We start from the raw sequence: 22,354 nt of genomic DNA, 5'->3' as shown, positions 1-22,354 counted from the left end.
CCCCCCGCTCTGCTGTACAGTCTGACTCGCAGCCAAGGTCCTGTGGAGCAGTTGGTTAGCTCGCCACCCTGTCAAGGTGGAGGTCGCGGGTTCAAGTCCCGTCAGGATCGCTTGTCAGAGAAGGGCCCGTATCCCCCGGGGATACGGGCCCTTCCGCATGTCCGGGTGCCGGTCACATCGCTCGCACGGGTGAATGACCAGGGACGCCGATCCTCATTACGGGTGCATTGCCGGATGTACAAGAGTGATCAGATGTGACGGGAGTCACCGGACGAGTTTTTGAAACGGGTACTTTTATCGCACCCCTACGCAGGTTCGATTTAATATGTGCAATGGCACCCTCCTTCCCCAGGGGCCCCACCAGGCACAAAAAAAGCCGCGCTGGACCCGGCGGAGTCCAGCGCGACCGACGACGGAAGGACCTGTTGGGGCAGGTCCGGTCGTATGAAGCTCTGTGGGTTTCATCGGATTGGGGGATCCGATTTCGACCCGGTATTACGGGGTGCTACGAACCTCAGGCCTCGCTGCGCTGCTGCGGAATTCCCGCCAGCAGGGCGCGAACCTCGGCCTCGCGGTAACGGCGGTGCCCACCCAGGGTGCGGATGGACGTGAGCTTGCCAGCCTTGGCCCAGCGGGTCACCGTCTTCGGGTCCACGCGGAACATCGTGGCGACCTCAGCCGGGGTCAGCAGCGGCTCGGCATCAGGGGTGCGAGCGGTCATGAGCGGCCTCCTCGGGAGAACCGAACCATCTCGGTTCTTTCCTCTAAATTCTGCACCTTGGCCCGCGTTGCCCGAAATGGACATACGCGGGCCGAGTCGGTTATAGGACGAACGGCTTGTCCTCGGCACTACAACTACACCATCTGTCCAGCCTCGTCGGCCAAACCGATGGAATTGCCCTCCGAGGTGTTCATCAGCGGCGGAAGCCGATGGACCGGTGCATAACGGACAGTCACCGCACGGTAACGATCAGTCACAGAGCAATCAGGAGTCACAAGACCCCCCATAGCGTGCAATGTCGAGCATTCCGACCGTAGTTGGACGGAAGGAACCCTCCCCGGACTCCTTGTCCTATTTTGGCACGAGGGTAGGGGAAGGGCGCAAGGGTGTAGTTAGTGCGGTCCGTCACGCTTGGGCCAATGGCCCGTATCGGGACGTAGGTCCCGGCACTAAGGCCCAAATGCTCGGATCAACCCGTTGATCAGCAACTTATGCCCGTTCGGCCGATACCACCAGCCTCCGGCTAGTTCGCGAAGAGCCGCTCGCGTACCGCGCGCCACCGCTCGCTCAGCCTGCCGTACGTCTCCGAGGCCGCCTCGGCGTCGCCCTCCCGCAGCGCCGCGAGGCCCAGCGCCACGTCCTTGGCCGACCGGTCGGCCGCCAGCCGCTCCGCCGGCAGGGCGTGCACCAGGCCGCCGTAGTCCAGCTCGACCATCGAGCGCGGGTGGAACTCCTCCAGCCAGCTCCCCACCTCCACCAGCCCCTCGGCCAGGGCCCCGTGGCCCTCCGCCCGGCGCAGCGTGCGCAGCCCCCGGGCCAGGCGGCGGCGGGCCTGGACCATCGGGGTGCGGTAGCGCAGCCGCTCGCCGGGGACGTGGTCCCGCTCCTCGTCGTCCACCAGCACGAACCAGCGCACCGGCACCTGCCACACCGCCGTACGGATCCACGGCCGGGCGTCCGGGTGCCGTTCACGCCAGCGCGCGTAGTCCTCCGCCGCCCGCCTGCGCACGGCCGGCGGCAGCGCCGCGTCCAGCACCGGGGCGGGGAACCCGCCGCCCGTCCCCTCCGCCACCAGCTCCTGCAGGGCCAGCCAGCCGCGCAGCCGGGTCCGCCACGGGCAGACCAGCAGCACCCCGTCCAGCTCGGCGGTGAACGCGTCCGCGCTCTCCTGTGCCGGCACCCCCACCGGCGGCACTCCCACCAAGTCCGCCAGGCACCTGCGCAGTTCGTCCTGGGCGGTGGGCCGGGCCTCCCGCCGGGCGTAGTCCGCCCAGTGCGTGCGCTCCGGCTCCCGGAACGCGGCCAGCGGCTCGTAGACGCGCAGGTAGGAGGCGTACGGTACGGTCGGCGCCGAGCGGGCGGAGGGCAGCCGGTGCGGCTCGGAGGATTCGCTCACGCTCTCGTCCTCCCCCGTGGGAACATCCGGTACTCCGCGGGGCCCCGGAGGTCTTACGCTGCTCCCAACACGCCCTCCCCACCCGCAGGAGGGCCACTATCGCCGCTTCTCTCGCATGGGAGTCACCACCGTGACCGAAATGACCGACGGCGTCCTGCACACCCTGTTCCACTCGGAGCAGGGGGGCCACGAGCAAGTCGTGCTCTGCCAGGACCGCGCCACCGGCCTCAAGGCCGTCATCGCCATCCACTCCACCGCGCTGGGCCCCGCCCTCGGCGGTACGCGTTTCCACGCCTACGCCACGGACGAGGAGGCCGTCCTCGACGCGCTCAACCTCTCCCGCGGCATGTCGTACAAGAACGCCATGGCCGGCCTCGACCACGGCGGCGGCAAGGCCGTGATCATCGGCGACCCGGACACCGTCAAGAGCGAGGACCTGCTGCTGGCCTACGGCCGGTTCGTGGAGTCCCTCGGCGGCCGCTACGTGACCGCCTGCGACGTCGGCACCTACGTCGCGGACATGGACGTCGTCGCCCGCGAGACCCGCTGGGCCACCGGCCGCTCCCCCGAGAACGGCGGCGCCGGGGACTCCTCGGTCCTCACCGCCTTCGGCGTCTTCCAGGGCATGCGGGCCAGCGCCCAGGCCCTGTGGGGCGACCCCACGCTGCGCGGCCGCAAGGTCGGCGTGGTGGGCGTCGGCAAGGTCGGCCACTACCTGGTCGAGCACCTGCTGGAGGACGGCGCCGAGGTCGTGATCACGGACGTCCGCCAGGAGTCGGTGCAGCGGATCCTCGACAAGCACCCGGGCAAGGTCACGGCGGTCGCCGACACCGACGCCCTGATCCGCATCCCGGACCTGGACATCTACGCCCCGTGCGCGCTGGGCGGCGCCCTCAACGACGACACCGTCCCGGTGCTCACCGCCAAGGTGGTCTGCGGCGCGGCCAACAACCAGCTCGCGCACCCGGGCGTCGAGAAGGACCTCGCCGACCGCGGGATCCTGTACGCGCCCGACTACGTGGTCAACGCCGGTGGCGTGATCCAGGTGGCCGACGAGCTGCACGGCTTCGACTTCGACCGGTGCAAGGTGAAGGCCGCGAAGATCTTCGACACCACTCTGGAGATCTTCGCACGTGCGAAGGAAGACGGCATTCCGCCGGCCGCCGCGGCCGACCGGATCGCCGAGCAGCGGATGGCCGACGCGCGCGCCGCGCGCCAGGGCTGACACCCGTGGGGGCCCGCCGGGGTGGCAGCGAGACAAGACTCACTGCACTTCGGCGGGTCGCCCTGCAATAACGCGTTAAAATCGCAGCTGACCAGCGAGTACAGGGCGTCTCATGGTCACTGCGCCGGGGCACGTCATGCGGGCGGCGTACCGTATGGCCGCGGAAGCAGGTACCGTTAAAGCCCTAAGGACGGTCTCTCCGAGGAGAGCCCGCTCCGAACCATGAACGCGTGTCAAGACTCTGGGGCCGCCGAGCCCCGTCACCGAGGGGGTCGAGCCATGGGGCGCGGCCGGGCAAAGGCCAAGCAGACGAAGGTCGCCCGCCAGCTGAAGTACAGCAGCGGCGGGACTGATCTGACGCGTCTGGCCAACGAGCTGGGCGCATCGACTTCGCAACCGCTCTCGCAGCAGTCGCCGAATGGCGAACCGTTCGAGGACGACGAGGACGAGGACGACCCGTACGCCCGCTATGCGGAGCTGTACAACACTGACGACGAGGACGAGGACGACGAGTCCGGTCCGTCGCAGCAGCGCCGCGGCGCTTGAGCTGAACCGGCTGAGCTTCGCAGCTTCGCACCACGGTTGAACGACACACCAGAACCCGGTCCAGGGCCTCGCCCCGGACCGGGTTTTGGTGCTGCTCAGCCCGCGTAGGACCCGACCATGGTCGCGCCCTCGGTGTGCGCGCCGCGGTCGACGATCTCACCGGCGACCCAGGCGTCGACGCCGCGGTCGGCGAGCGTGGTCAGCGCGACCTCGACCGACTCCTGCGGCACGACGGCCATCATGCCGACGCCCATGTTCAGCGTCTTCTCCAGCTCCAGCTGCTCCACCCGGCCGGCCTTGCCGACCAGGTCGAACACCGCGCCCGGGGTCCACGTCGAACGGTCGACGGACGCGTGCAGGTGGTCCGGGACGACACGGGCCAGGTTGGCCGCGAGGCCGCCGCCCGTGATGTGCGAGAACGCGTGGACCTCGGTGGTGCGGGTGAGGGCCAGGCAGTCCAGCGAGTAGATCTTGGTGGGCTCCAGCAGCTCCTCGCCGAGGGTGCGGCCGAACTCCGGGACCTCCCGGTCCAGGGACAGCCCGGCGCGGTCGAAGAGGACGTGCCGGACCAGCGAGTACCCGTTCGAGTGAAGGCCGGAGGACGCCATCGCGATGACGGCGTCACCCGTACGGATGCGATCCGCGCCGAGCAGCCGGTCGTGCTCCACCACGCCCGTGCCCGCACCGGCCACGTCGAAGTCGTCCGGGCCCAGCAGGCCCGGGTGCTCGGCGGTCTCGCCGCCCACCAGGGCGCAGCCGGCCAGGACGCAGCCCTCGGCGATGCCCTTGACGATGGCGGCGACCCGCTCCGGGTGGACCTTGCCCACGCAGATGTAGTCGGTCATGAACAGCGGCTCGGCACCGCAGACGACGATGTCGTCCATGACCATGGCGACCAGGTCGTGCCCGATGGTGTCGTACACGCCGAGCTGGCGGGCGATGTCGACCTTGGTGCCGACACCGTCGGTCGCGGACGCCAGCAGCGGGCGCTCGTAACGCTTGAGGGCGGAGGCGTCGAAGAGGCCGGCGAAGCCGCCCAGGCCGCCGAGGACCTCGGGGCGCTGGGTCTTCTTCACCCACTGCTTCATCAGCTCGACGGCGCGGTCGCCCGCCTCGATGTCGACGCCCGCGGACGCGTAGCTGGCACCACTGGTCTCACTCATGGGGGGAGAACTTTCGTGTCGTGTACTGCGGGTGTCTTACGGGCGACGGAGCGCGTCGGCGGCGTCGGGGCCGCCCGCCAGCTCGGTCTCCAGCAGCTGCTTGCCGAGGAGCTCCGGGTCCGGCAGCTCCATCGGGTACTCGCCGTCGAAGCAGGCGCGGCAGAGGTTCGGCTTCTGGATGGTGGTCGCCTCGATCATGGCGTCGAGGGAGATGTACGCCAGGGAGTCCGCGCCCAGGGACGTGCCGATCTCGTCGACCGACATGCCGTTGGCGATCAGCTCCGCACGGGTGGCGAAGTCGATACCGAAGAAGCACGGCCACTTCACCGGCGGGGACGAGATCCGGATGTGGACCTCGGCGGCGCCGGCCTCGCGGAGCATCTTGACCAGGGCGCGCTGGGTGTTGCCGCGGACGATCGAGTCGTCGACGACCACCAGGCGCTTGCCCTTGATGACTTCCTTGAGCGGGTTCAGCTTCAGGCGGATGCCGAGCTGGCGGATCGTCTGGGACGGCTGGATGAAGGTGCGGCCCACATAGGCGTTCTTCACCAGGCCGGAGCCGTACGGGATACCGCTGGCCTCGGCGTAGCCGACGGCGGCCGGGGTGCCCGACTCCGGCGTCGCTATCACCAGGTCGGCGTCGACGGGTGCCTCTTTGGCGAGGCGACGGCCCATCTCGACCCGGCTGAGGTAGACGTTGCGACCGGCGATGTCGGTGTCCGGGCGCGCCAGGTAGACGTACTCGAACACACACCCCTTGGGCTTTGCTTCCGCGAAGCGAGAGGTGCGCAGGCCGTTCTCGTCGATGGCGATGAGCTCGCCGGGCTCGACCTCGCGGACGAAGCTGGCACCCACGATGTCGAGGGCGGCGGTCTCGCTCGCGACCACCCAGCCGCGCTCCAGGCGGCCGAGGACCAGCGGGCGGATGCCCTGCGGGTCACGGGCGGTGTAGAGGGTCCCCTCGTCCATGAAGACGAGGGAGAAGGCGCCCCGGACCTTGGGGAGCACCACGCGGGCGGACTCCTCGACGGTCAGCGGCTTGCCGTCCTCGTCGGTCTGGCCCGCGAGGAGCGCAGTGACGAGGTCGGTGTCGTTGGTGGCCGCGACCTGGGTCGCGCGGCCGTCCTGACGCGGAAGGTCGGCGACCATCTCCGCGAGCTCGGCCGTGTTGACCAGGTTGCCGTTGTGTCCCAGGGCCAGCGATCCGTGGGCCGTCGCGCGGAACGTCGGCTGCGCGTTCTCCCACACCGAGGCACCGGTGGTGGAGTAACGGGCGTGACCGACCGCGATATGACCCTGGAGGGAGCCGAGGGAGGTTTCGTCGAAGACCTGGGAAACGAGGCCCATGTCCTTGAAGACGAGGATCTGGGAACCGTTGCTCACAGCGATTCCCGCGGACTCTTGTCCACGGTGCTGCAGTGCATACAGTCCGAAGTAGGTGAGCTTGGCGACCTCTTCACCCGGAGCCCAGACACCGAAGACGCCGCAAGCGTCCTGGGGGCCCTTCTCGCCGGGGAGCAGGTCGTGGTTGAGTCGTCCATCACCACGAGGCACGACACCGAGTCTAGGCGACGTCGACCACTGGTCCGAATTGGGGACGCCCGGGAAATCTCACAGCACGAAGGGTGACCATCTACGCGTGTCTCGGTATCCGGATGGTGAGTGTTGACAGTTCCTGCCGCATTCGGCGAGGCTCTCGGCCCATGCAGCCCCTCGGTGACCGAACCGTCACCCTCGTGGAGCGCCGCCACGTCGACCTGGTCCGTGTAGCGAGCGCCATCTGTTGCTGCCGTTGAGCACCCCGGCACACCGTCGCCCCTGACCGGGCTCCTTTTCCTTGCCCCTGCCACCGTGCGGGGCCCTTTCCCCAGCGGGTCGCCTCCTCGCGCCCGCCGCTTCCCCGGAGCACGCACACCCATGCCCAGCAACGACCGCACGCTGTCCCGCCGCGCCTTCGGCGGGGCCGCCGCCGCCACGGCCGCCGCCGCCGGACTCGGGGCCGCCGCCCCGGCCCAGGCCGCGCAGACCCCTGCGGCCCCGCCCGCCGAACGCGAGTTCCGTGCCGCTCCCGGCCGGGCCGCGCGCCGTCCCAACGTGCTGTTCATCCTCGGCGACGACCTCGGCTGGGCCGACCTGTCCTCGTACGGCGCCCCGCACATCAGGACGCCGAACCTGGACCGGCTGGCCCGTCAGGGCGTCCGTTTCACCGACGCCTACTCCGGATCGGCCACCTGCTCGCCCACCCGGTTCAGCCTCTACACCGGCCGTTTCCCCGGCCGCACCAAGGGCGGCCTGGCCGAGCCGATCGCCGACAAGTCCGTGGGCCTGGAGCCCACCCATCCCACGCTGGCCTCCCTGCTGCGCGACGCCGGCTACTCCACCGCGCTGATCGGCAAGTGGCACTGCGGCTACCTGCCCGCGTACAGCCCCACCCGGTCCGGCTGGGAGGAGTTCTTCGGCAACTTCGGCGGAGCCCTGGAGTACTACTCCAAGCTGGGCCTGGGCGGCGAGTACGACCTCTACGAGGGCGACGCCGAGTACAAGGACCTGCGGTACTACACCCGCATCCTCACCGAGCGGGCGAGCGACTACGTGCGGCGCGACCACGGCGGGAAGCCGTGGCTGCTGAACCTGAACTTCACCACCCCGCACTGGCCGTGGATCGCCGACGGCGACGAGGAGACCAGCGCCGAGATCGTCCGCCGGATCAAGGCCGGTGAGGGGCGGGCGCTGTGGCACCAGGACGGTGGCTCGATCGAGAAGTACCGGCAGATGGTCGAGGACCTCGACCGTTCCGTCGGCACCGTCCTCGACGCCCTGCGCCGGTCCGGCCAGGAACGGGACACCCTGGTCGTCTTCGCCAGCGACAACGGCGGGGAGCGCTTCTCCCACAACTGGCCGCTGTCCGGCAACAAGGCCTCGCTCCAGGAGGGCGGCATCCGGGTTCCCACCCTCCTGCGCTGGCCGGCCCGGATCGACGGCGGACAGGTCAGCCGGGTCCCGGTGTTCAGCCCGGACTGGACGGCCACCCTGCTGGAGCTGGCCGGGGCCCGGCCGCACCCGGCGTACCCGCTGGACGGTGCGAGCCTGGCCGGCTACCTGCTGCGCGGGGAGGCGGCACCCACCCGGGACCTGTTCTGGCGGGTCCGGGGCGAGCGGGCGCTGCGGCGCGGCGACTGGAAGTACTACCGCGGCCGGTCCGGCCAGGACCAGCTCTTCAACCTGGCGGGCGACGTACGGGAGCAGGCCGACAAGGCGGCGGTCGAGCCGTCCCGGCTGGCCGAGCTGAAGGCTGCCTGGGAACGGACGAACGCCACCCTGCTGCCCTACCCGGGCTGAGCCCCGGCCGTCGTCGCCCCGGCCGTCGTCGCCCCGTCCGGCGTGGTGGCGGCCGTCAGGCCCGAGGCGCCGTCCGCGGCGGTCAGCTGCAGGGAGCGGTCCGTGAGCCGCACGGTGAGCGGGCCCGTGGCGAACAGGGCGGTCAGGGCCCGCTCGACCTCGCCGCGCGGCCCGGTGCACGCCATCCGGGTGGCCAGGACCGGCCCGAACGCCACCGAGCCGTCGGGGGCGTACGCGACCGGGGCGGAGAACCGGTTGCAGCCCAGGTTGCCGCTCGCCGAGCCCTCGGGCGTGAGCGTGAAGTACGCCGCGCCCCGGGCCGCCGCGGGCAGGGGTGTCGCCCCGGCCCGGCCGAGCAGCCCGGTCACGGTCCACCGGGTCCCGGTGAGCGGGGCCTCGGCGGCCGCACCGGCGGGGCTCGCGGGGCCGGCGGGGCTCACGGCCGGGGTCCCCGGCCGCCCCGGCCGGTCCCGGGCCGGGGACGCAGGGGACGGTGCGCAGGCGAGCAGGGCCAGGACGGCGGCCAGGGCGAGGACCGGGACCACGACGGGCCGGGCCGGGTCCCGCATCGGCTTCGGCTCGAACTTCGGCTTCTGCATGCCTCTGGGACGTACGCCCGGAGGGATCGGTTCCGCTCAGCTCATCAGGGGCAGCAGGCCGGCCAGGTCGGCCCGCTCCCCGCCGGCGCTGACCGCGGCGGCGTCGACGGCCTCGGCCCAGGTGGTGCGTCCGGTCGCCAGCCGGAGCCAGGTCAGCGGGTCGGTCTCCACCACGTTGGGCGGGGTGCCCCGGGTGTGCCGGGGTCCCTCGATGCACTGGACCACGGCGAACGGCGGGATCCGCACCTCCACCGCGCCCCCGGGCGCCTTGTGCGCGAGGGCGTCGGCCAGCAGCCGGGTACAGGCGGCCAGCGCCTGCCGGTCGAGGGGGACGGACAGCCCGGCCGCCCGGTTCAGGTCGTCGGTGTGGACCACCAGCTCCACGGTCCGGGTGACCAGGAAGTCCCCGAGGGTCATCGGCCCGATCCACAGGTCGAGCACCCGGTCGTCCCGGTGCGCGTCGAGCGCCGCGGCCAGCCGGGCGCCGGCCCGCTCGAACAGCTCGGGCAGCGGGGCCCCGGACAGGGTCTCCCCGGCCGCCTCCGCGATCCGCCCGGCCAGCGCGGCGGTGGCGAAGGGCCACTCGTGCGGGGGCAGTTCGGCCTTGGCGCCCGGCGGCCGGTCTAGCCCGCGGGCCAGCGAGTCGGCGACCCACGCGATGTGCGCGGCCAGTTCGGCGACCGTCCACGCGCCGAGCCCGGTCGGCCGGGCGAGCTGCTCGGGGGTCAGCTCCCGTACGGCGTCGGCGACCTGGCCGAACTGCCCGGTCACCGCGGCGCGGATCCGCCGGGAGTCATAGGTGCGCGGCTTCTTCTTGGCGGGCGGCATGCCCCGACCCTACCCAGCCTGCCCGGCGGCCCCGGGCAGCTTCAGGCCGGTGCAGCCCCGCCGCTGTGCGGTCTCGGTGGCGTACGCGGCGAACAGTGCGCCGAGCCGGGCGTCGCCGAGGACCGCGCGGTAGCCGGGCGGGGTGTGCAGGCTGAAGGCGGCGGGCCGGCCGGCGCAGGTCGCGGAGCCGAACAGCACCTCGCCGTCCTGCGACCGGCCCGCGCCCAGCTCGGGTATCGGGCGGGGCGAGAGCCGGGCCGTGACCAGGGCCTCGTCGGCGTCGTCACCGAAGGCGGAGTACGTCCTGATCCACCACGGCCGGTCGTCGAGGGCCCGGTCGACGTCCTGGCCCTGCCGCTCCCCGGGCCCGAGCCCCGGCAGCACCCGGCGCACCCGCTCCGGCCCCACGGCCAGCACACAGGACTCGACCCGCCCGTGCGCCGCGGTGGGAGCCCCGGCCGCCCGGTCGGGCAGGCGCTCCCGCCCTGGCTCGGCCGGGTCACCGGCCCGGGCCGCGGCGGCGTACCAGGCGCAGGTGCCCTGGGCGGATTCCGCCGGTCCCAGAGCGAGGGCGGGCAGCGGCAGCCGGTCGGGGAGCGCGGGGATCTCCGCCTCGCAGCCGACCCGGCGCGCGGCCTCGACCGCTGCGTCCCGGGCGAGCCGCCCCACCGATCCCAGCTCCGCCTCGGTGGCCCCGACGGCCTCCCCCGAGGACGCCGTGACCAGGATCGAGGTGATGCCGGAGGGGGCGGGCGCACGGCACGCGGCGACCACGGAGACGCTCCGCACCCCGTGGTCCCCCGGCGCGCCGTCGCCCAGCGGAAGCCGGTTCGGCAGGTCGAGCCGCGCGGTGGCGTCCTCGCGCTCGCGTATCCCGCGGGAGCTGAACGGCGCTTCGTCCCCCACCCGTTCCTCCCCGAGCCGCCCCGCCCGCAGCGGGTCGGGCCGCGACCGGACCGTGAGGGAGAAGTGCCGGATCGTCCGGCGGTCGCCGTCCACCGCGCGGACGGTGTCCAGCAGGCAGCCGCTCGACGGTCTGCCCAGGTCCACCCGGGACGAGCCGGCCCGGGTCACCCGGTCCGCCCCACCGCTCAGCCGCAGCACCGCGGTGGCGTCGACCAGCCCGGCGCAGGAGGTCTCGACGACGGCCCGGCTCTCCTGCCGCTCCTGCCGGCGCCCGTACGAGTCGTACAGCGACCAGCCGCCCACGACCGTGCCGAGGACCGCGAGGGTGCACAGCAGGCCATTGACCCTGTTCCACCGCCGCCCCCGGTCGGGCAGGATCCGCCGGTCCACCCGCGGACGGTCGTCCGCACCCCCCGACCCGGGCCCCGTGTCCGGCCCCGACATCCCCGACAGCGGATCGAACACGACCCCCACCCCCGCCCCTCGGCATTCCCCGTTCCCGGTGCTTCCCCTGACGTCACAGCACCGTAGCAACGCGGAACGACAAGGGCCGGGGCCCGCCCACAACCTGTGGACAACGCCCCGGCCCCTGCTCCGTACCGGGATCCGTCAGGCCAGGATGGCCGGAATGGTGGCCTCGTGAGCCTCGCGGAGTTCGCTCAGCGGGATCTCGAACTCGCCCTGGACCTCGATCGCGTCCCCGTCCACGACACCGATCCGGGTCGCCGGGAGGCCCCGGGCGCCGCACATGTCGGTGAAGCGGAGCTCCTCGCTGCGCGGCACGGCGACGATCGCCCGGCCCGCGGACTCGGAGAACAGGAAGGTGAACGCGTCCAGGTGCTCCGGGACCACGATCCGCGCGCCGTTGCCGCCGCGCAGGCAGGACTCGGTGAGCGCCTGGATCACGCCGCCGTCCGACAGGTCGTGCGCGGCGTCGACCATGCCGTCGCGCGACGCGGAGATCAGGATCTCGCCCAGCAGCTTCTCGCGGGCCAGGTCCACCTTCGGCGGCAGGCCGCCCAGGTGCCCGTGGACCACCTCGGACCAGGCCGAACCACCGAACTCCTCGGCCGTGTCGCCCAGCAGGTACAGCAGCTGGCCGGCTTCGGCGAAGGCCATCGGGGTGCGGCGGGTGACGTCGTCGATGACACCCAGGACCGCCACGACCGGGGTCGGGTGGATCGCGGTGTCGCCCGTCTGGTTGTAGAGGGAGACGTTGCCGCCGGTCACCGGGGTGCCCAGCTCCAGGCAGCCGTCGGCGAGACCGCGGCAGGCCTCGGCGAACTGCCACATGACGCCCGGGTCCTCGGGAGAGCCGAAGTTCAGGCAGTCGGAGATGGCCAGGGGCTTCGCCCCGGTCGCGGCGACGTTGCGGTACGCCTCGGCCAGCGCGAGCTGCGCGCCCGCGTACGGGTCGAGCTTGGCGAACCGGCCGTTGCCGTCGGTCGCCATGGCCACGCCGAGGTTGGTCTCCTCGTCGATGCGGACCACACCGGCGTCCTCGGGCTGGGCGAGCACGGTGTTGCCCTGCACGAAGCGGTCGTACTGGTCGGTGATCCAGGACTTGGAGGCCTGGTTCGGCGACGAGACCAGGGCCAGGACCTGCTCGCGCAGCTCCGCGCCGGTCTGCGGACGCGGCAGCTTGCCCGCGTCGTCCGCCTGGAGCGCGTCCTGCCAGGAGGGGCGCTCGTACGGGCGGTGGTACGTCGGGCCCTCGTGGGCGACGGTACCCGGGGGCACGTCCACGATCTGCTCGCCGTGCCAGAAGATCTCCAGGCGCTCGCCGTCGGTCACCTCACCGATGACGGTGGCGATGACGTCCCACTTCTCGCAGATCTCCATGAAGCGGTCGACGTGCTGCGGCTCGACGATCGCGCACATGCGCTCCTGCGACTCGCTCATGAGGATCTCCTCGGGCGAGAGCGTCGCGTCGCGCAGCGGAACGGTGTCGAGGTCCACGCGCATGCCGCCGGAACCGGCCGAGGCCAGCTCGGAGGTGGCGCAGGACAGGCCGGCGCCGCCGAGGTCCTGGATGCCGGCGACCAGCTTCTCGTGGAAGACCTCCAGGGTGCACTCGATGAGGAGCTTCTCCTGGAACGGGTCGCCGACCTGGACGGCGGGGCGCTTGGTGGGCTTGGTGTCGTCGAAGGTCTCGGACGCGAGGACCGAGACGCCGCCGATGCCGTCGCCGCCCGTGCGGGCGCCGTAGAGGATGACCTTGTTGCCGGGGCCGGAGGCCTTGGCCAGGTGCAGGTCCTCGTGCTTCATCACGCCGATGCAGCCGGCGTTGACCAGCGGGTTGCCCTGGTAGCAGGAGTCGAAGACGACCTCGCCGCCGATGTTGGGCAGGCCCAGGCAGTTGCCGTAGCCGCCGATGCCGGCGACGACGCCCGGCAGGACGCGCTTGGTGTCGGGGTGGTCGGCGGCGCCGAAGCGCAGCGGGTCGACCACGGCGACCGGACGGGCGCCCATGGCGAGGATGTCGCGGACGATGCCGCCGACGCCGGTGGCCGCGCCCTGGTACGGCTCGATGTACGAGGGGTGGTTGTGCGACTCGACCTTGAAGGTGACCGCGTAACCCTGGCCGACGTCGACGACGCCGGCGTTCTCGCCGATGCCGACGAGCATGGCGTCGGACTGCGGCTTCTTCTCGCTGAACTGCTTCAGGTGGACCTTGCTGCTCTTGTACGAGCAGTGCTCGGACCACATGACGGAGTACATGGCGAGCTCGGCGCCGGTGGGGCGGCGGCCGAGGATCTCGCGGATCCGGGCGTACTCGTCCTCCTTGAGGCCGAGCTCCTTCCACGGCTGGGACGCGTCCGGGGTCTCCGTCGCGTGCTTGACGGTGTCCAGGCTCATGCGTTCACCAGCTTCTTCAGGACCGAGGTGAAGAACGGGAGGCCGTCGGTGCGGCCCGTCCCGATCAGCGGCTCGACCGCGTGCTCGGGGTGCGGCATCAGGCCCACGACGTTGCCGGCCTCGTTGGTGATGCCGGCGATGTCGCGCAGCGAACCGTTGGGGTTCATGTCGAGGTACCGGAAGGCCACTCGGCCCTCGGCCTCCAGTTCGTCCAGCGTGCGCTCGTCGGCGACGTACCGGCCGTCCATGTTCTTGAGCGGGACCGAGATCTCCTGGCCCTGCTCGTAGTCGCCGGTCCAGGAGGTCGCGGCGTTCTCGACGCGCAGCTTCTGGTCGCGGCAGATGAAGTGCAGGTGGTTGTTGCGCAGCATCGCGCCCGGCAGCAGGTGGGCCTCGGTGAGGACCTGGAAGCCGTTGCAGATGCCCAGGACCGGCATGCCGGCCCTGGCCTGGTCGATGATGGTCTCCATCACCGGCGAGAAGCGGGAGATGGCCCCCGCCCGCAGGTAGTCGCCGTAGGAGAAGCCGCCCGCGAGGACGACCGCGTCGACCTGGTGGAGGTTCTTGTCACGGTGCCAGAGGGAGACCGGCTCGGCGCCGGCGAGCCGCACGGCGCGCAGCGAGTCGCGGTCGTCGAGCGTCCCGGGGAAGGTGACGACGCCGATGCGAGTGGTCACGACTCCACCTTGACGACGAAGTCCTCGATGACGGTGTTGGCGAGGAACGTTTCGGCCATCTTGTGGATGCGGTCGAGGGCGGCCTGGTCGACCGGGCCCTCCACCTCCAGCTCGAAGCGCTTCCCCTGACGTACGTCGGCGATCCCGTCGAAGCCCAGGCGCGGCAGTGCACGCTGCACCGCCTGGCCCTGGGGGTCGAGGATCTCCGGCTTGAGCATGACGTCGACTACGACGCGTGCCACTGGCACTCCCGGTGTGGTGGTTGGTGCAGGCGGTTCCTTCAGCGTACCCGCCCAAAATTTCTACGCGGGTAGATATCGGGCGGGCCTGATCCGGCCCCCGTTTCGGCTTCACCAACGCTTCGCAAAATCCCCCGGAAAACCACGTGTCCGGGATTGCGGCGGGACACGCGGAGCCAATTAACTGGGCATCGCAATACGAGGGAAATCGCGGTACAAAGGAATCCCCACCGAATGTGTGGGAAAGATGCATTGCTCCGAAACATCCACACAGGCGACATCACCGCACGTCAGCAGAGCGGCGGTGTCCCGCGAAGGGACCGATATCCGTGGCGCAGCGCGTAGTAGTCACGATCTCCGACGACCTCGATGGCGGAGAAGCGGCGGAAACGGTCGTCTTCGGACTGGACGGTAAGTCGTACGAGATCGACCTCAATCTCGCCAACGCAAAGAAACTGCGGAAGAGCCTGGAGCCCTACGTGGCCGCCGGCCGCCGCCAGGCCCGCTCCGGCAAGGCCTTCAAGCACACCTCGCTGGCCCCCGACCCGGCGGTGGTCCGCGCCTGGGCCCGCTCCAACCAGCTCGACGTGCCGCCGCGGGGCCGCATCCCGAAGGCCGTCTACGCCGCGTACGAGGAGGCGCACTGACCCGGATTTGCCAAGCACCCCCACTGATCCGCTAGTGTGTGGATCACGCCGAGGGGCGAGGCCGCAGGTCAGAGCCCCGAAGTCGTGCGGGTGTAGTTCAGTAGCAGAACATCCCCCTTCCAGGGGGAAGGCGCAGTGTGCGATTCCTGTCACCCGCTCTGCAACGCTTTACCGACCACTCCGGTGGATCAGGTAGAGTGGTGCTCGCACCGCCCGGTGAAAGCCGGTCGGCGGCATGCGGACGTGGCTCAGTTGGTAGAGCATCACCTTGCCAAGGTGAGGGTCGCGAGTTCGAATCTCGTCGTCCGCTCAGAGGGAGAAGGTCCCGGTCATCAGACCGGGACCTTTTTCGTTCGCCCGATCTTCTCGGCTGATCTTCTCGGCCCGACCTTCCCGCCCTCCTCGTCCGCCGATCACCGCGCGCGATCGCGATCGCCGATGACATATGTCATCAGCGATCATGACACCGCGCACTGCTCCCGCCCGGGATCCGGCCCGAGGCTGGAGGCATGACTGACACCGACCAGGCAGTGATCGAGGTGGAGGAGCTGCGCCGCGGCTACTCCGGGGGGTTCGAGGCCGTACGCGGCATCTCCTTCTCCGTCGCCCGGGGCGAGATCTTCGCCCTGCTCGGCACCAACGGCGCCGGCAAGACCTCCACCGTCGAACTGCTGGAGGGCCTGGCCGCCCCGAGCGGCGGGCAGGTCCGGGTGTTCGGTCTCGACCCCTACCGCCGGCGCGCCGCGGTCCGCCCGCGGACCGGGGTGATGCTCCAGGAGGGCGGGTTCGCCGCCGACCTGACCGTCGCCGAGACCGTGCGCACCTGGCGCGGGGTCACCACCGGAGCCCGTCCCGCCGACGAGGTGCTGGACCTGGTCGGCCTCACCGGGCGGGCCTCCGTACGCGTCAAGCAGCTCTCCGGCGGTGAACGGCGGCGGCTGGACCTGGCGCTGGCCCTGCTCGGCCGGCCCGAGGTGCTGTTCCTCGACGAGCCGACCACCGGCATGGACCCCGAGGGCCGCCGGGACACCTGGGAGCTGGTGCGCTCGCTCCAGGCCGAAGGCACCACGGTGCTGCTGACCACCCACTACCTGGAGGAGGCGGAGCAGCTCGCGGACCGGCTCGCCATCCTCCACGAGGGCGAGCTCGTCCTGGCCGGGACCCCGGCCGAGGTCACCGCCACCCGCCCCGCCCGGATCCGCTTCACCCTGCCCGTCGGGGTGGAACCGGCCCGGCTGCCGCTGTCGCTGCGGGCCGCGGCGCAGGGGCGCCGGGTGGAGATCCGTACCGACCGCCTCCAGGGCTCCCTGGCCGAACTGCTGGCCTGGGCCGAGGCCTCGCAGGTCGAGCTGATCGGGCTGGACGCGCGGTCGGCCTCGCTGGAGGAGGCGTTCCTGGAGATCGCGCAGAACCGCCGCGTCCGTGACGGCCACGACGGCCACGACGCCCGCGACGCCCATGACGCCCGTGACGCCCGTGACGCCCGTGACGCCCGTGACGACCGGATGGCAGGTGCCCGATGAACACGCTGACCCTCAAGCCCGCCCGCCTGCTCGCCCTGGGCCGCTCCGAGCTGACCCTGCTGGTGCGCAACCGGGCCACCCTGACGGTCGCCCTGCTGATGCCGCTGGTCATGGTGTTCGTCCTGCAGAACTCCCTGGCCGGCTACGCGCTCGAAGGCGGCGCGGCAGCCATCGGCGAGGCCACGCTGACCGGGGGCATCGGCATGGTCCTGGTCCTCGTCGTCTACATGAACCTCGTCACCGCCTACGTCGCCCGGCGCGAGGAACTCGTCCTCAAGCGGCTGCGCACGGGCGAGGCGAACGACCTGGAGATCCTGGCCGGATCGGCGCTGCCGGCCGCCGTGCTGGCCTTCGTCCAGATCGCGGTGCTGGTGGGCGCCGGGGCCGCGGTGCTCGACGTACGCGCCCCGCGGAACCCCCTGCTGCTGGCCGCGGCGGTGCTCGCCGGGACCGTGCTGCTGGCCGCCCTGGGCGCGGCGACCAGCGCGGTCACCCGCACCGTGGAGAGCGCGGGTCTGACCACGATGCCGCTGTTCCTCGTCAGCGTCGTCGGCTCCGGCGTGTTCGTCCCGGTCGACACGATGCCCGGGACCCTGGCCTCGGTGTGCGAACTCCTGCCGCTGAGCGGCGTGATGACCCTGGTGCGGGCGGGCTGGCTGGGCACGTCCGGGGAGCAGGACCTGCTGGGGGCGGCGCTCACCACCTTGGCCTGGGCGGTGATCAGCGTGTTTGCTGTCCAGCGGTGGTTCCGCTGGGAACCGCGGCGTTGAGGCCGAAAGGGATCGGGGGACGAGGGCCGTGTCAAAGCTGACCGGGTGGTGGAAGAACCGCGGGCAGGCCGCGAAGGTGGAGCTGTACACCCGCTGGTCGTTCCACTTCTTCGGCGTGGCCGAACTCCTGTCGATCGGCACGATGCCCCTCCTCAACGAGGGCAAGGGGCCGGGCGCTTGGGAGCTCGTGCTCTGCGCACTGGTGGTCGTGCACTCGGTGCTGTGCGCCGTGCACGCCTCCCTGGCGCTGGACTGGGTGCTCGAACGGCGCGTTCCCGATGCGCACGGTGGCCGCAGTGATCGCTACGAGCACGGGGGGCATGCTCGGCACGATGGTCCTGGAGGCCACCGGGCGGGTGTCCCAGGCGGTGGCCCCCAGCGTGGTGCTGGGCGCCGGCTACTGGGCCGTCGGATCCCTGGTGCTGACCCTGAAGATCAAGCGGATGAAGTACGTCGTCCCCGCCGCGGCCGCCGTCACCGGCCTGACGGCCGGGGCACTCGGCCTGTCCGCCGGGGAGGCCGTGGCGTACACGGTGGGCATGCTCATCGCGGGCTTCTTCCTCGCCCTCACCTGCGGCTTCTCGGGCTGGCTGCTGACGACCGTGTGGGAGCTGGACCGGTCGCGGGAGCTGCGGGCACAGCTGGCGGTGGCCGAGGAGCGGCTGCGCTTCGGGCGGGACCTGCACGACGTGATGGGCCGCAACCTCGCGGTGATCGCGCTCAAGAGCGAGCTCGCGGTGCAGCTGGCCCGGCGGGGACGGCCGGAGGCGGTGGAGCAGATGATCGAGGTCCAGCGGATCGCGCAGGAGTCCCAGCGGGAGGTCCGGGACGTGGTCCGCGGGTACCGGCAGGCCGATCTCACGGTGGAGCTGGAGGGCGCCCGCGGGGTGCTCAGCGCCGCCGGGATCGACTGCCGGGTGCAGCGGCGCGAACAGCGCACGCTGCCGCCGACGGTGCAGTCGGCACTGGGCTGGGTGGTCCGCGAGGCCACCACGAACGTGCTGCGCCACGGCGAGGCGACCACCTGCCTGATCCGGCTGGCCCCGGGCGAGGCCGGCGCCCTGGTGCTGACCGTGGAGAACGACGGCGTCCCCGCCGAGGCTCCGGGCCGGCCCGGCTCGGGGCTCGCCGGACTGCGGGAGCGGCTGGCGGTGCTGGACGGGACGCTGGAGGCCGGGCGGATCGGGGGCGGCCGGTTCCGGCTGCGGGCCGAGATACCGGCGTGGGAGATGGAGGACGAGGCGCAGGTGGAGACCGGGGAGGTGCGGGCGTGAACCCCGTACGTGTGCTGCTGGCCGACGACGAGCACCTGATCCGGGGTGCGGTGGCCGCCCTGCTGGCGCTGGAGGACGACCTGCTGGTGGTCGCCGAGGCGGCGTCGGGGCCGGAGGCGCTCGCGATGGCCCGGGCGCACCGGCCGGACGTGGCGGTGCTGGACCTGCAGATGCCCGGGCAGGACGGTGTGAGTGTCGCCACAGCGCTGCGGGCCGAGCTCCCCGACTGCAAGACCATGATCGTGACCAGTCACGGCCGCCCCGGACACCTCAAGCGGGCCCTGGCGGCGGGGGTGCGGGCCTTCGCACCGAAGACCGTCTCGGCCCAGCGGCTGGCCGAGATCATCCGGACGGTGCACACCGGAGGCCGTTACGTGGACCCGGAGTTGGCGGCCGACGCGATCAGCGCCGGGGACTCCCCGCTGACCGCACGGGAGGCCGAGGTGCTGGAACTCGCGGCCGACGGAGCTCCGGTCGCGGAGATCGCCGAGCGGGCCTCGCTGTCGCAGGGGACCGTGCGCAACTACCTCTCCTCGGCCGCCTCCAAGCTCGGCGCCGAGAACCGTCACACCGCAGTGCGTCTCGCACGGGAGCGAGGTTGGGTATAGTAGGTCTCGCGCTACGGCGCATGCGGACGTGGCTCAGTTGGTAGAGCATCACCTTGCCAAGGTGAGGGTCGCGAGTTCGAATCTCGTCGTCCGCTCCCTGCAGGAAGGCCCCGGTCATCACGACCGGGGCCTTCCTCGTGTCTCAGCTCCAGCTCTGGCCGGTGATCCGCTCGTACGCCTCGACGTACTTGGCGCGGGTCGCGTCGACGATCTCCTGCGGCAGCGCCGGCGGCGGCTGCTCGCTGGTGCGGTCCCAGCCCGAGGCCGGCGAGGTCAGCCAGTTCCGCACGAACTGCTTGTCGTACGAGGGCTGGGCGCGGCCCGGCTGCCACTGGTCGGCCGGCCAGAAGCGGGAGGAGTCGGGGGTGAGCACCTCGTCGGCGAGCACCAGCTGCTCGCCGTCGAAGCCGAACTCGAACTTGGTGTCCGCGAGGATCACCCCGCGGTCGCGGGCGATGTCCCGGGCCCGGCCGTAGACGTCGAGGGTGGTCCGGCGCAGCAGGGCGGCCGTCTCGGCGCCGACCTGGCGGGCGACCTCCTCGTAGGAGACGTTCTCGTCGTGCTCGCCGACCTCGGCCTTGGCGGCCGGGGTGAAGATCGGGGCGGGCAGCTCGGAGCCGTCCACCAGGCCCTCGGGCAGGGCCAGTCCGCAGACCGTGCGGCTCTGCTCGTACTCCGCCAGGCCCGAGCCGGTGAGGTAGCCGCGGGCGACGCACTCGACCGGGACCATGTCCAGGGACTTGCAGATCAGGGTGCGTCCGGCCCAGTCGGCGGGGGCGCCGGCGGGCAGGTCGGTGCTGATCACGTGGTTGGGGGCCAGGTCGGCGAGCTGGTCGAACCACCACAGGGAGAGCTGGGTGAGCACCCGGCCCTTGTCCGGGATCTCCGTCGGGAGCACCCAGTCGTAGGCGGACATGCGGTCGCTGGCAACCATGACGAGGCGGCCGGCCTCGTCCCGGTAGAGGTCGCGCACCTTGCCGGTGTGGAGATGGACGAGGCCCGGAACCTGAACCGGCTCGGGCTTTTCGACGAATCCGGACACGGGGTCTCCCTGTGGTTCTGTATGAATCACCCCGATTCTCGCGCACGGGAGCCCGCCGCTCCGCTCTGGGGTCCCGGCGTCGGCTCCCGCGTCGGTCCCGGCGTCGGCTCCCGCGTCGGTCCCGGCGCCGGCTCCCGCGTCGGTCCCGGCGCCGGCCCGGCGTCCGGCCCGCGTGCGCTCAGTCGCGCTTGCAGATCCGGTCGAGGAGGTTGGCCGTGGCGCGCTGGACGCGCTCGTCCACGTGGCCGGGGCGGTCGAGGGCGGGGGACCAGGCGAAGGTGCCGGAGGCGAAGACCAGGGCGCCGCTGGGGGCGCGGTACAGCGAGGTCTCCTGGTGCCGGCGGTGGCCCTCGCCGTCCAGGTACGGGGAGTGCGCCAGCAGGATCCGGTCCTGGTGGGCCGGGAGCTGGGTGCGGGGGAAGTACCGGTCGGCCTCGCCGGCCACGAGGCCGTCGAGCTGGTCGCCGTCCCCGGCCCCGGTGGACTCCCACAGCCAGTGCGTGGCGTTGCGGACGACCAGCGGGGCGGGTTCGGGGACCCGGCCGGCGTACTGGATGCCCAGGAGCTGCTGTTCGGGGCGGTCGACCTCGCGCCAGAGGGTGGGGCGGCCCGGCCCGCGGCGTTTTCGGCAGGTGAGCAGCCGGTCGGGCACCCCGGACGGGGACGGGCTCAGCTCGACCTGCCAGTAGAGGGTGTTGGCGGAGAGGAAGACCAGCGAGGTGCCGTGGTCGCGGGCGCGTTCGGCGGTGCGGCGCATGGGGGCCGACCAGTACTCGTCGTGGCCGGGGAAGACCAGCCCGCGGTAGCGGGTCGGGTCGACCCGGCCGGCGTGCAGGTCGCGGGTGTCGGCGTAGGCGAGGTCGTAGCCGTAGCGCTCGGCCCAGCGGATGAAGTCGTAGGCGTGGCCGACGTGCAGCGGGAGGCCGGCGCCCGCGTAGGGGCGGTCGAAGGAGACGGTGATGGCCGCCTCCTGCTCGCCCAGCAGCCGGCCGTCCTCGTCCCAGGCGTGGTACAGGCTGGCACCGGTGCGGCCGTCCTCCGGGTAGAGGTTGTACGCCTGCCAGGTGATGTCCGGCAGGAGCAGCAGGAGATCGGCCGGGTGGTCGTCGCGGACCGTGAACGGGATGTGGGAGCGGTAGCCGTCGGCGGTGGTCAGGACGGCGACGTACGCGCCGACGTTCCAGTAGGTGGGGACCTGGAGCCGCCAGGAGAGCCACCAGTGGTGGCAGGAGACGGTGCGGTCGGCGGTCAGGGGGGCGGGCTGGACGATACCGGACAACCGCGGGCTGGAGTGGATCTTGCTGGCGCCGTCGCCGCCGTAGTGGCCGATGCGGTAGACGTCGACGGAGAACTGCTGGGGCGGGTCGACCGTGACGTGGAAGTCGATGGCCTCGCCGGGGGCGACCGCCCCGGTGGAGGCGAAGCCCTTGATCTGCTGGTGCACGTCGTCGGCGGTCCGGGGGCCGCCCGAGGAGCGGTCGCGCTGGGCGGGGATGTCGACGTACCAGGGGACCACCTGGCCGGTGTCGCCGAAGTACAGCTCGCTGCCCCGGAACCATGGGAGGGGGCCCTGCCCGAACGGGTCGGACACCGCGTGTGCGAGCGCCCCGGACTCCCACCGCCGAATCTGATCGCCACCCATCGCGCTCCCCTCCCTGACTCCCCCGACTCGGTGCGGTCCTCCGGCGATCCGCCGTGACCGATCCCCAGCACATCACATAACGCACGCACTCCGTCACCGTTCGTCGTGAATTGGCACCACCGGAACCTGCTGATCTGCGCAGCGGGGGGTGGAGGCGGGACGTGATGACCGTGAGGCGACCCCCGGGCGGCGGTCCGCCGGACCCTCGGAACCGACCGCGCCCCCGCCGCGGGCGGGGGCGGCGGGGGGGAGGTGGGCGGCCGGGGCCCCCACGCCCGGGGGCGGGGACGGCGCCGGGGCGCCGCGGGGGGGCGGGGTGTGGGTGTTGGGGGCCGCGGCGCCGCCTCTAC

At 71.9% G+C, this 22,354-nt stretch carries 19 protein-coding genes, 4 tRNA genes and 2 pseudogenes; 13 read left to right on the top strand and 12 right to left on the bottom strand.

The features are described from left to right. Positions 1-36 precede the first annotated feature (36 nt). A tRNA-Asp gene (locus tag EF918_RS06965) sits at positions 37-110 on the top strand. A 404-nt stretch (positions 111-514) separates the two neighbouring features. Here the strand turns inward: EF918_RS06965 and bldC are convergent. Beyond that, positions 515-721: a developmental transcriptional regulator BldC gene (bldC, locus tag EF918_RS06960; RefSeq protein ID WP_003949541.1), complete on the bottom strand. Its 207-nt coding sequence runs from the start codon at positions 719-721 to the stop codon at positions 515-517. Between the two features lie 523 nt (positions 722-1,244). Then, positions 1,245-2,117, bottom strand: a complete 873-nt coding sequence (locus EF918_RS06955; protein WP_185921617.1) for a hypothetical protein — start codon at positions 2,115-2,117, stop codon at positions 1,245-1,247. A gap of 130 nt (positions 2,118-2,247) precedes the next feature. Between EF918_RS06955 and EF918_RS06950 the strand changes: the two genes are divergently transcribed. Then, on the top strand, positions 2,248-3,342 hold the full coding sequence (locus EF918_RS06950) for a Glu/Leu/Phe/Val dehydrogenase dimerization domain-containing protein (RefSeq protein WP_125642422.1): 1,095 nt from the start codon (positions 2,248-2,250) through the stop codon (positions 3,340-3,342). A 279-nt stretch (positions 3,343-3,621) separates the two neighbouring features. Continuing rightward, the gene (locus EF918_RS06945; RefSeq protein WP_125642419.1) at positions 3,622-3,888 is read left to right on the top strand and encodes a DUF3073 domain-containing protein; all 267 of its coding nucleotides are present in this window, start codon (positions 3,622-3,624) and stop codon (positions 3,886-3,888) included. A 95-nt stretch (positions 3,889-3,983) separates the two neighbouring features. On the opposite strand, the gene purM is transcribed toward EF918_RS06945, so the two are convergent. Further along, entirely contained in the window at positions 3,984-5,051 is a 1,068-nt protein-coding gene (purM, locus tag EF918_RS06940) for a phosphoribosylformylglycinamidine cyclo-ligase (RefSeq protein ID WP_125642416.1), read from the bottom strand. Positions 5,052-5,087: 36 nt separating this feature from the next. Continuing rightward, complete coding sequence (gene purF / locus EF918_RS06935) at positions 5,088-6,605, bottom strand: amidophosphoribosyltransferase (RefSeq protein WP_125642412.1); 1,518 nt, start codon at positions 6,603-6,605, stop codon at positions 5,088-5,090. Between the two features lie 101 nt (positions 6,606-6,706). Between purF and EF918_RS39265 the strand changes: the two genes are divergently transcribed. Both EF918_RS39265 and EF918_RS06930 read left to right on the top strand, forming a co-directional pair. Further along, a complete protein-coding gene (locus EF918_RS39265; protein WP_369009092.1) occupies positions 6,707-6,847 on the top strand; it encodes a putative leader peptide in 141 nt (46 codons plus the stop codon). Positions 6,848-6,968: 121 nt separating this feature from the next. Next, positions 6,969-8,390, top strand: a complete 1,422-nt coding sequence (locus EF918_RS06930) for a sulfatase (RefSeq protein WP_125642409.1) — start codon at positions 6,969-6,971, stop codon at positions 8,388-8,390. On the opposite strand, the gene EF918_RS06925 is transcribed toward EF918_RS06930, so the two are convergent. The 6 genes from EF918_RS06925 to purS form a co-directional block, all read right to left on the bottom strand. Next, positions 8,378-8,989: an META domain-containing protein gene (locus tag EF918_RS06925; RefSeq protein WP_125642406.1), complete on the bottom strand. Its 612-nt coding sequence runs from the start codon at positions 8,987-8,989 to the stop codon at positions 8,378-8,380. The two genes, EF918_RS06930 and EF918_RS06925, sit on opposite strands and share 13 nt — an antisense overlap. A 36-nt stretch (positions 8,990-9,025) precedes the next feature. Then, the gene (locus tag EF918_RS06920) at positions 9,026-9,817 is read right to left on the bottom strand and encodes a maleylpyruvate isomerase family mycothiol-dependent enzyme (RefSeq protein ID WP_125642403.1); all 792 of its coding nucleotides are present in this window, start codon (positions 9,815-9,817) and stop codon (positions 9,026-9,028) included. A gap of 9 nt (positions 9,818-9,826) precedes the next feature. Further along, positions 9,827-11,113: a hypothetical protein gene (locus EF918_RS06915; protein WP_125642400.1), complete on the bottom strand. Its 1,287-nt coding sequence runs from the start codon at positions 11,111-11,113 to the stop codon at positions 9,827-9,829. A 219-nt stretch (positions 11,114-11,332) separates the two neighbouring features. Further along, positions 11,333-13,582, bottom strand: coding sequence for a phosphoribosylformylglycinamidine synthase subunit PurL (purL, locus tag EF918_RS06910; RefSeq protein WP_125642397.1), 2,250 nt, complete (start codon positions 13,580-13,582; stop codon positions 11,333-11,335). Further along, a complete protein-coding gene (purQ, locus tag EF918_RS06905) occupies positions 13,579-14,259 on the bottom strand; it encodes a phosphoribosylformylglycinamidine synthase subunit PurQ (RefSeq protein ID WP_125642394.1) in 681 nt (226 codons plus the stop codon). Before purQ ends, purL begins: the two co-directional genes overlap by 4 nt. Continuing rightward, on the bottom strand, positions 14,256-14,501 hold the full coding sequence (purS, locus tag EF918_RS06900; RefSeq protein ID WP_125642391.1) for a phosphoribosylformylglycinamidine synthase subunit PurS: 246 nt from the start codon (positions 14,499-14,501) through the stop codon (positions 14,256-14,258). Before purS ends, purQ begins: the two co-directional genes overlap by 4 nt. Before the next feature lie 326 nt (positions 14,502-14,827). Here purS and EF918_RS06895 point away from each other — a divergent pair, with 326 nt between their 5' ends. From EF918_RS06895 to EF918_RS06860, 8 genes and pseudogenes are all read left to right on the top strand, one after another. Further along, the gene (locus tag EF918_RS06895; RefSeq protein WP_125642388.1) at positions 14,828-15,145 is read left to right on the top strand and encodes an Lsr2 family protein; all 318 of its coding nucleotides are present in this window, start codon (positions 14,828-14,830) and stop codon (positions 15,143-15,145) included. A gap of 86 nt (positions 15,146-15,231) precedes the next feature. Continuing rightward, positions 15,232-15,303: transfer RNA gene (locus EF918_RS06890), tRNA-Gly, on the top strand. A 79-nt stretch (positions 15,304-15,382) separates the two neighbouring features. Further along, positions 15,383-15,455 (top strand) — tRNA-Gly (locus EF918_RS06885). Between the two features lie 199 nt (positions 15,456-15,654). After that, positions 15,655-16,668, top strand: coding sequence for an ABC transporter ATP-binding protein (locus tag EF918_RS06880; RefSeq protein WP_125642384.1), 1,014 nt, complete (start codon positions 15,655-15,657; stop codon positions 16,666-16,668). Between the two features lie 20 nt (positions 16,669-16,688). Continuing rightward, positions 16,689-17,438, top strand: a pseudogene (locus tag EF918_RS06875) (ABC transporter permease); the annotation flags it as partial. A gap of 28 nt (positions 17,439-17,466) precedes the next feature. Further along, a pseudogene (locus tag EF918_RS06870) lies at positions 17,467-18,712 on the top strand (sensor histidine kinase). Then, on the top strand, positions 18,709-19,320 hold the full coding sequence (locus EF918_RS06865; protein ID WP_125642374.1) for a response regulator transcription factor: 612 nt from the start codon (positions 18,709-18,711) through the stop codon (positions 19,318-19,320). The pseudogene EF918_RS06870 and the gene EF918_RS06865 overlap by 4 nt, the downstream one beginning before the upstream one ends. Positions 19,321-19,342: 22 nt before the next feature. Further along, a tRNA-Gly gene (locus EF918_RS06860) sits at positions 19,343-19,415 on the top strand. 47 nt (positions 19,416-19,462) lie between these two features. On the opposite strand, the gene EF918_RS06855 is transcribed toward EF918_RS06860, so the two are convergent. Continuing rightward, positions 19,463-20,362 carry a phosphoribosylaminoimidazolesuccinocarboxamide synthase gene (locus EF918_RS06855; protein ID WP_125642371.1) on the bottom strand — a complete coding sequence of 300 codons (900 nt, stop codon included), beginning with the start codon at positions 20,360-20,362 and terminating at the stop codon, positions 19,463-19,465. Positions 20,363-20,540: 178 nt separating this feature from the next. Then, the gene (locus EF918_RS06850) at positions 20,541-22,004 is read right to left on the bottom strand and encodes a N,N-dimethylformamidase beta subunit family domain-containing protein (protein WP_125642367.1); all 1,464 of its coding nucleotides are present in this window, start codon (positions 22,002-22,004) and stop codon (positions 20,541-20,543) included. Positions 22,005-22,354: the final 350 nt, after the last annotated feature.

This window comes from Streptomyces sp. WAC06614 (assembly GCF_003949795.1).
In the GTDB taxonomy this organism is placed as follows: Bacteria; Actinomycetota; Actinomycetes; order Streptomycetales; family Streptomycetaceae; genus Streptomyces.
The sequence above is the reverse complement of the archived record's forward strand: the minus strand, read 5'-3'. Positions and strand labels throughout refer to the sequence as shown.